Here is a 1,264-nt window from a genome sequence, read left to right as displayed (position 1 = left end):
CACGCAATCTGTTTGCCGAGCAGCATGTCTACTTCAAGACACTGGGCGTGACGACGGGCTTGCAGGGTTACTTCAACGAAGCGCGCCAGTTCGGCGGCCAGGTCGATCTGGCGTTCTGAGAGCGGGTGCCACCGGCGCTAATGGTGCTGAGGATTTGAGGCCCAGGGCCGGGGATGCCTCGCACCTTGGTCTGCAAGGTCTTACCGGCCTTACAGATAGGCAAGATGCGGCGTCTGGGGGGAATTGGAACAATCCCGACCGATGTGATGGGCGAAAATGCTCTCGCCTGCTCCTTCGCCATATGCCTGCGAAAGCGCGGAGGCAGGGAAGGGAATGCAGGCCTGAGAGTAGGGGGCTACACGGCAACGCTGGCCCGGAAAAACCGCCCCACAGGAAAAACCAACTCGAAGGAAAACCCGATCGGGGAAAACAGGCCTAGGGCACGTCTTCCGACATGGCCTCGGCCTGTTCCTTGAGGCGATGGAAGCTGCGGCGGCTGAACGGGAGCATCAGCAGATAGATGATGCCAGCCGCTGCCAGAGCAAGCCAGGGGTCGGCCAGAAGGATTGCCGCATAGAGCAACGTGCCGAGCATGAGCGGCAGCACGAAGGGCGACGGGATCTTGAAGTTCTTGAACGACCAGACCGGCAGTGTCGAAACCAGCAGGGCAGCTGTCAGGATCAAGAAACCGGCTGCCAGCAGGGGGGAGCGGGCAAGGGATTCAAGAACTGGCCAGTGCATCCTGTCGGCTTCCAGCCCGAGAAAGATGGGAAACAGCACGACACCCGCGCCGGCAGGTGCGGGTACCCCCGTGAAGAAGCTGTAGGAGTATTCCGGCTTCTCCTCGTCATCGAGGCTTGCATTGAAGCGCGCGAGACGCAGCGCCATGCACACAGTGAACAGAATGCAGGGCACAAAAGCGTAGCGCCCGCCATTGGCCTGCAATGTCCAGAGATAGAGCAGGAAAGGCGGCGCCACGCCAAAGCAGACGAAATCCGAGAGCGAGTCGAACTCGGCCCCGAAGCGCGATGTGCCATGCAGCAGACGGGCGATACGTCCGTCGAGCCCATCGATACAGGCCGCGATCACGAGTGCCGCAGCAGCATAGGCGAATTGCTGCTCCAGCCCGTACCGCATCCCGCTCAGCCCGGCGCACAGACCCAGCATGGTCAGCAGGTTCGGGATGAGCCTGTTGAAAGACGGGCCGCGCACGCGCACGCGGCGCGGCCGGATACGCCTCAGCCGACGCTTCCTGCGCCGGGGA

1 protein-coding gene is annotated in these 1,264 nt (G+C 62.3%); it reads right to left on the bottom strand.

What is annotated here, in order from left to right; translation table 11 throughout:
* Window positions 1–435: 435 nt before the first annotated feature.
* Window positions 436–1,264, bottom strand: an 829-nt coding sequence (locus P792_RS25470; RefSeq protein WP_031240344.1) for a phosphatidylcholine/phosphatidylserine synthase, incomplete at its 5' end; no start/stop codon positions are given.

Origin of the sequence: Asaia sp. SF2.1 (genome assembly GCF_000505765.1) — a bacterium.
GTDB lineage: Bacteria > Pseudomonadota > Alphaproteobacteria > Acetobacterales > Acetobacteraceae > Asaia > Asaia bogorensis.
This window is presented reverse-complemented; position numbering and strand designations above follow the sequence as displayed.